The organism is Pseudomonas mohnii (assembly GCF_900105115.1).
GTDB lineage: Bacteria > Pseudomonadota > Gammaproteobacteria > Pseudomonadales > Pseudomonadaceae > Aquipseudomonas > Aquipseudomonas mohnii.
In genome coordinates this window covers 6,468,554-6,476,037 of the sequence record NZ_FNRV01000001.1, presented here as the reverse complement: position 1 = coordinate 6,476,037, position 7,484 = coordinate 6,468,554, and the positions used below count along the sequence as shown (strand labels likewise).

Genomic DNA, 7,484 nt, shown 5'->3' with positions numbered 1-7,484 from the left:
GCTGATGCCTTTGATTTGCGGAATGTACTTCACGGTCAGGCTTGGCAGGTCAGTGGCTGCCTGCATCCAGATGACCGATATGGGTTTACCCACCAGTGGCCAGGTGGCGACGGAATCCGTCGGTGGGGGAATATGAAAGCCTTCGGTCTTGACCAGGATAATGGTGCTCTGGACCGAATCGGCAACCGAGGCGCCCAACAGATAGACCGGCACCATGAGGATCAAAATGGCCACCAGCACGATCAGGGTCGCAATGAATCCATCTTTGTGCCCCAGCGGCCCCCTGAGCCGCGTTTGCAACGGGTAAAGCGTGATCGCCAGGATCAACGACCACAACATCAAGTCGCGAAACGGTCGGAAAATCTCGAAGCAAAACAGCACCATGACGACAATCAGTCCGGCACGGATCATTACGTCAAGCAGGCCGCGGGACAAGGTTTTCACTGTGATCGATGTGGGCACCATGGCTGTCTCCTCACGGTTCGCCGTGTAGTGGGCGAATCTGTTAGCCCAGCATAGACGCACATTGCACGGCGCGAAGGATCAACGCAGCTTCAGTGGATCGACCATGTTCGCCGCTATGGCCATGCCCACCAGGTCCGGTAACGTATTGGCCTGCATGCGTTTCATGACGCGCGAGCGATACAGATCGACGGTCTTTGCACTCACGCCCAGTTGCTCGGCGATTTCGCGGGTGGTGTAGCCCTGCACCAGAGGCAACATGACGTCGCGTTCCCGTGGAGTCAGCGTCAGCAAGCGTGCCTGCAAGGCCTGATTGCCGGACCGCTGCGTGGCGCAACTGCTCAGCGCCTGCTGCACGCTGTCGAGCAGCAACTGCTCGTTGTAGGGCTTTTCGATGAAGTCATGGGCGCCCGCCTTGAAGGCACGGACCACGATTGGCACATCGGCGTGGCCGCTGACGAAAATGATCGGCAGGTTCAGCTCACGCACGCGCATTTCTTCCTGTACGTTCAACCCCCCCATGCCGGGCATGCGTACGTCGAGAATCACGCAGGCATCGAGACTGGCGTCGCAGGCATCGAGGAACTCGACACCACTGGTAAACGGCAAGGCCTTGAGACCGACCGACTCCAATAACCACACGGTTGATTCGAGCATGCCCTGGTCATCGTCGACCACATACACCACGTGCTCCGTCGCACCTGCCATTACGTCATTCCTGTTGTTGTTTTGTTGGACCGGCAAGCGGCAGGCGGCAACACATCAGCAACCCGACAGGCTGGCGCCGGGCATGCAGTTCGCCACCGAAACCCTCGATGATGCTGCGGCTCATGGACAAGCCGAGCCCCAGGCCATCGGCCTTGCTGGTGTAGAACGGGGTAAAAATCTGCTCCAGTTCGGGCTCGCCGACCCCCGGCCCCTGGTCTCGCACACTGATTTCCAGGGTGCCACCACTGCCCTGCTCCACCGCCATCACGATCAGCGAAGGCTGGCCAGGATGTTGCTCGCGATTAGCGTCGATGGCATTGCGCAGCAAATTGAGCAACACCTGCTCAAGCAACACGCGGTCGGCATAAACGGGCGGCAGATTATCCGGCAGTCGATCCTCGATTGTCACTTGGCAATTGCTCGCCTCCCAGGCACACAAACGCACCGATTCACGGGCGACTTCAGTCAGGTTCAGCGCCTGCATGCGACGTTGCCCCTTGCGCAGAAACGCGCGCAGACGCCGGATCACTTCAGACGCATGGGTGGCGTGATGGGTAATGCGTTCCAGGCCTTGCGCCACCCTGGCGGCCGCCTGGGGATTGCTGCCCAGGGTCTGCAAATAGCGTTGGCTCGCATTGGCGTAATTCACCACGGCAGCCAGTGGCTGGTTGATTTCATGGGCAATCCCCGAGGCCAGTTCGCCCAGCGTCACCAACCGCGCGGTGTGCGCCAGCTCATCCTGATGGCGACGTTGTTGCACTTCGCGCAGCTCCCTTTCGGTCATGTCCCGTGCCACCAGCGAGTAATAGCGCTCGCCGCCGGCGGAACGGTGCGCCAGCAACACCAGCGACACGGGCACCGATGTGCCGCCGCCAGGCGGCTGCAAGCGCGCATCGGTGCTCCAGACGCCATCGCGTTCGGCGCTGCTCCAGCCGTCACGTTGCAGGCGCCCCAGGTCGCTACTGGCGAACAACTCGGCCAGGGCTGGCATCGCTTGCTGCTCATCGATGCCGAGGATGCGCCGCGCCGCCGGGTTGAGGTAAGTGACTTGGCCCTTGGGGTCGATGAACAGCACCGGATCGGTGTTGGCCTCCACCACCTCGGCCAGTCGTCGCTTGTTTTCCTCGGCCTGCACCCGCGCCGTGATGTCCCTGGAGACGCTGACCACTTCGACCACCGCTCCGGTGTAGGTCTCGCGTATCGCGCGGCAGGCGGTTTCGAACCACAGGTAATGCCCGTCGCGATGACGGATGCGATAGGTCATCGTGTGATATCCATCCTGCTCCAGCGCATCGCGCGCGCGCTGAACCAGGTTGGCCAGGTCCTGCCCATGGAACAGGCCTTGGGCCATTTGTCCGCGCAATTCCTCGGGCCAGTAGCCGAGCAAGGTCCAGGACGCGGGCGAGGCATCGAGAAAGCGCCCGTCCGGCGTGTGCCGGGAAATCAGGTCAGTGGTGTTTTCGATGATCAGCCGGTACAGCCGGCGAGCGGTGGCCGCTTCCCGCTCCGCCAGCACCTGGGTCGTGGCGTACCGGCAACGGGCGAGCACGCGGTTGTCCTGGGGATCGGGGATGAAGGTCCAGATCAGTATTTGCTCTTCGAACTGTGCCTCGACGCCTTCGATGGCACGTTGCTGATCCAGGCTCGCGCGCACCAACACCCGATGATTGACTGGTAAAAAGCCCAACACATCGGTCAACGGCTTTTCGCCAAGCAAGGCCAATAGCGCCGCGTTGAACTCCAGCGGTCGGCCCTGTGCATCGAGCAACAGGCTCGGTTGCGGATCATGGCCCAGCAACGGCGAACCGCGCAGCATGCCATTGACGCTGGTCAGCAATGTCGTCAACAAATCCTGCACCCAGCCCAGCCAGTCGAGACTCACACCCTCGCGCACTTCCACCAGCAACAACCCGGCCTGCCCCGGCTGCAAGGCCAGATCGAACACCTGTCCATGGCTGATGGCCGCTCGACGCAATCGGCCCGACAACCAGCAGTCGAGTTGACGGACTTGAGCCAGATCCAGACGCCCGGCTTCGACCAGATGCTCAAACAGCAACTGATCGCTGGCCAGCGCCGGGTCGCCCAGGCCCGGTGGAAAGTGCTGGGCCGAGCCCTCGTGACCGTAGATCCGCGCACCGGGCTGCCAACTGAGATAAACCGCACGCTGCACTTCCGGGCAATCCTGAAGGGCACGACACAACGCATCGGCGCGGGCGGACAACGCCACGCCTTCGCGCTGCAGGCGCAACCAGCTGTGCAATCGAACGGGGGTCAGGGTCATCGCGGGTCCACTTTGTCAGGAAAACCAAGCATATACCGGCTTTGGAGATGCGGCGGCATTGATTTGGATCGGAAAGAATGAAATATAGTAGAACTACTATACGCCCTAGGTTGTACTTCCATACGTATAGCTGGATGTTATATAACGTACTCCGGACATAAAGGTGCCCTCAGCGACTGCCTCGCGAGATCACCCATAGAGCTAACAATAAGCCACCGAGTACCCGAAAATGTCGATCTATGAGCAAGGGTTAGACCCTTCGGCTGTCAATCACATTGCCCTGTCTCCGCTCAGCTTCATCGAGCGCACTGCCAACGTTTATCCCCACTACCCCGCCGTCATCCACGGCTCGATCCGCCGTACCTGGGCGCAGACCTACGCCCGCTGCCGGCGACTGGCCTCTGCCCTGGCCGGTCGCGGCATCGGCAAGGACGACACGGTGGCAGTGATGCTGCCCAACATTCCCGAGATGCTTGAGGTGCATTTCGGCGTGCCGATGATCGGTGCCGTACTCAACCCGCTCAACGTTCGTCTGGATGCCGAGGCCATCGCCTTCATGCTCCAGCATGGCGAAGCCAAGGTGTTGATTACCGACCGTGAGTTCCACAACGTGATCCGCGCAGCGATCGGCATGCTCGATCACCCGCCGCTGGTAATCGACGTCAACGACCCGGAATACGGCGAAGGCCAGGCCGTCAGCGATCTGGACTACGAAGCGCTGTTGGCCGAAGGCGATCCGGATTTTGCCTGGAAATGGCCAACCGACGAGTGGCAAGCCATCTCCCTGAACTACACCTCCGGCACCACCGGTAATCCCAAGGGCGTGGTTTACCACCATCGCGGTGCCTATCTGAACTCATTGGGCAACCAGATGACCTGGGCCATGGGCAACCACCCTGTGTACCTCTGGACGTTGCCGATGTTCCATTGCAACGGCTGGTGCTACCCCTGGACCATCACCGCAATGGCCGGTGTGCATGTGTTCCTGCGCCGGGTCGACCCGCAGAAAATCCTGACGCTGATTCGCGAACATCAGATCACTCACCTGTGCGGTGCACCGATCGTGCTCAACGCCCTGGTGAACATGCCGGAATCGGCGAAAGCGGCCATCGATCATCCGGTCAACGCCATGGTTGCCGGCGCCGCGCCGCCCGCCAAAGTGATCGGTGCCGTCGAAGCGATGGGCATCAAGGTCACTCACGTGTATGGCCTGACCGAAACCTACGGCCCGGTGACGATTTGCGCCTGGCATGCCGAATGGGACGAGTTGCCCCTGGATGAGCGGGCGCAAATCAAGTCTCGTCAAGGCGTGCGCTACCCGACCCTGGAAGGCGTGATGGTCGCTGATTCGGCGACCCTGGAGCCGACCCCGCGCGATGGCCTGACCATCGGTGAGATCTTCATGCGCGGCAATACCGTGATGAAGGGCTACCTGAAGAACCCGTCCGCCACTGCCGAAGCATTCGAAGGGGGCTGGTTCCACACCGGCGACCTGGCGGTGTGTCATCCCGACGGCTACGTCGAGATCAAGGATCGCCTCAAGGACATCATCATTTCCGGCGGCGAGAACATTTCCACCATCGAACTCGAAGGTGTGCTCTACCGCCATCCGGGTGTGCTGGAAGCCGCGGTGGTTGCCCGTCCCGATGAAAAATGGGGCGAAACGCCCTGCGCCTTCATCACACTCAAGACCGATCACCAGGACGTTTGCGAGGCAGACATCATCACTTTCTGTCGCGAACACCTGGCCGGCTTCAAAGTGCCGCGCACCGTGATCTTTACCCTGTTGCCGAAGACATCCACCGGCAAGATCCAGAAGTACGTGTTGCGCGACCGGGCCGCCGCGCTCTAACCCGAAACAACGATGTACCCCACGGGCGGCAGGTGTTCAACCTGCCGCCTCGGGCTCGTGCACGCCGAATTCGGCGCTGCCGGGCCCACCACGGACCGATAACAAAAACAAAAGTGGAGCTACTGATGATCGACATCCATTCAACCGATACCCAACGTTGCGAACGCATTCGCAACAATCCCAAATTCCTTGAGCTGGTGAGCAGTCGTTCGCGCCTGGCCTGGTCGTTGAGTGCCGCCGTGCTGGGCACTTACTACCTGTTCATGCTGATTGTGGCGTTTGCCCCGCAGTGGCTGCACGCGCCGCTCGGCGAGCACCGGATGTTGACGCTCGGCATGCCGGTAGGCGCGGCAATCATCGTGTTTTCCTGGCTGCTGACCGGCTGGTATGTCTACAGCGCCAATACGCGCTTCGATGTCCTGGGCGCCGCCATTCTCGAGGAGAGCAAATGATGACCCTGTTCAACAAGCTCATCCTCGGCACTCTCGGCCTGTTGCCGGCCTCTGTCGTACTCGCCGCACCGGCCCTGGGGGCGGTGGAAAAACAGCCGCTCAACCTGAATGCGATCGGCATGTTCTTCGTCTTCGTCCTGGGCACGCTGGCCATTACCTGGTGGGCAGCGCGTCAAACCCAATCCACTTCGGACTTCTACACGGCCGGCGGCGGTATCAGCGGCTTTCAGAATGGCCTGGCGATTGCCGGTGACTACATGTCGGCAGCCACCCTGCTGGGGCTATCCAGCCTGGTGTTCGCCAAGGGCTACGACGGTTTCATTTATACCATCGGCTTCTTCGTCGGCTGGCCGATCATCACCTTCTTGATGGCCGAGCGTCTGCGCAATCTGGGGCGCTATACCTTCGCCGACATCGTTTCCTATCGGCTGGACCAGAACAAGGTGCGGATCTTCGCGGCCTTCGGTTCATTGACGGTGGTGTGCTGCTACCTGATCGTGCAGATGGTCGGTGCGGGTCAGTTGATCAAGCTGCTGTTCGGTCTCGACTACCCGGTGGCGGTGGTGATCGTCGGTGCGCTGATGCTGGTGTATGTGATCTTCGGCGGCATGATCGCCACCACCTGGGTGCAGATCATCAAGGCCGTGCTGTTGCTGGCCGGTGGCACCACCCTCGCGGTGATGGCGATGTCGCAGTTCGGTTTCAGCTACGAGACCCTGGCCGACAAAGCCGTACAGGCCCACGCCAGCGGCTGGAACATCATGGGCCCAGGCTCGATGCTCGCCGATCCGATCAACACCGCGTCGATGTCCCTGGGCCTGGTGTTCGGCATAGCCGGCCTGCCGCACATTCTCATGCGCTTCTTCACCGTGCCTAACGCCAAAGAGGCTCGTAAATCGGTGTTCTACGCCACCGGTTTCATCGGCTTCTTCTTCCTGGTGGTGTGCACCCTCGGCTTTGCCGCGATGGTGATCATCGGCACCGATCCGCAGTACTACGTCAACGGTGAAGTCGGCGGCGCCCTGATTGGCGGCGGCAACATGGTGGCCATGCACCTGGCCAAAGCGGTCGGCGGCAACCTGTTCTTCGGCTTCCTCGCGGCGGTCGCCTTCGCCACCATCCTGGCGGTGGTGTCCGGGCTGGCACTGGCCGGTGCTTCGGCGATCTCCCATGACCTCTACGCCACCGTGTTCAAGAAGGGCAAGGCCAGCGAGAAACAGGAAATGCGCGTCACGCGCATGGCCACGGTAGGCCTGGGCATCATCGCGATTCTGCTGGGCATTCTGTTCGAGAAGATGAATGTCGCGTTCCTCGTGGGCCTGACCTTCGGCATCGCCGCGTCGACCAACTTCCCGGTGCTGATCATGGCCATGTACTGGAAAGGCCTGACCACCAAAGGCGCGATCATCGGCGGTTTTGCCGGCCTGGTTTGCGCGCTGGTGCTGGTGATCCTCTCGCCAGCGGTCTGGGTCACTGTGCTCGGGCATGCTCACGCGATCTTCCCGTATGACCACCCGGCGCTGTTTTCCATGCCGCTGGCGTTCCTGGTGATCGTCGTGGTGTCCAGGCTCGACCGCAGCGTGCGCGCCGACAAGGAGCGTGATGCCTTCGCCGACCAGTTCGTCCGCGCCCAGACCGGTCTCGGTGCCGCCGCCGCTTCCAGTCACTGATCGAAAAGGCACGGCCCGCCCATGCGGCGCCGTGCCCGTTGCACAACCGTCCCAACGAG

General features: G+C 61.4%; 5 protein-coding genes and 1 pseudogene. 3 read left to right on the top strand and 3 right to left on the bottom strand.

What is annotated here, in order from left to right; genetic code table 11:
- From BLV61_RS30065 to BLV61_RS30055, 3 genes and pseudogenes are all read right to left on the bottom strand, one after another.
- Positions 1-465, bottom strand: a pseudogene (locus tag BLV61_RS30065) (AI-2E family transporter); the annotation flags it as partial.
- A gap of 78 nt (positions 466-543) precedes the next feature.
- Complete coding sequence (locus BLV61_RS30060; protein WP_047528875.1) at positions 544-1,170, bottom strand: response regulator transcription factor; 627 nt, start codon at positions 1,168-1,170, stop codon at positions 544-546.
- Positions 1,171-1,174: 4 nt separating this feature from the next.
- On the bottom strand, positions 1,175-3,451 hold the full coding sequence (locus BLV61_RS30055; protein WP_090469632.1) for a PAS domain-containing sensor histidine kinase: 2,277 nt from the start codon (positions 3,449-3,451) through the stop codon (positions 1,175-1,177).
- 229 nt (positions 3,452-3,680) lie between these two features.
- On the opposite strand from BLV61_RS30055, the gene BLV61_RS30050 reads away from it, so the two are divergent.
- The 3 genes from BLV61_RS30050 (at position 3,681) to BLV61_RS30040 (ending at position 7,425) form a co-directional block, all read left to right on the top strand.
- Complete coding sequence (locus BLV61_RS30050; RefSeq protein ID WP_047528872.1) at positions 3,681-5,303, top strand: acyl-CoA synthetase; 1,623 nt, start codon at positions 3,681-3,683, stop codon at positions 5,301-5,303.
- Positions 5,304-5,428: 125 nt separating this feature from the next.
- Positions 5,429-5,755: a DUF485 domain-containing protein gene (locus tag BLV61_RS30045; RefSeq protein ID WP_052193517.1), complete on the top strand. Its 327-nt coding sequence runs from the start codon at positions 5,429-5,431 to the stop codon at positions 5,753-5,755.
- Complete coding sequence (locus BLV61_RS30040; protein WP_047528870.1) at positions 5,755-7,425, top strand: cation acetate symporter; 1,671 nt, start codon at positions 5,755-5,757, stop codon at positions 7,423-7,425. The genes BLV61_RS30045 and BLV61_RS30040 overlap by 1 nt, the downstream gene beginning before the upstream one ends.
- The last annotated feature ends 59 nt before the right edge of the window (positions 7,426-7,484 follow it).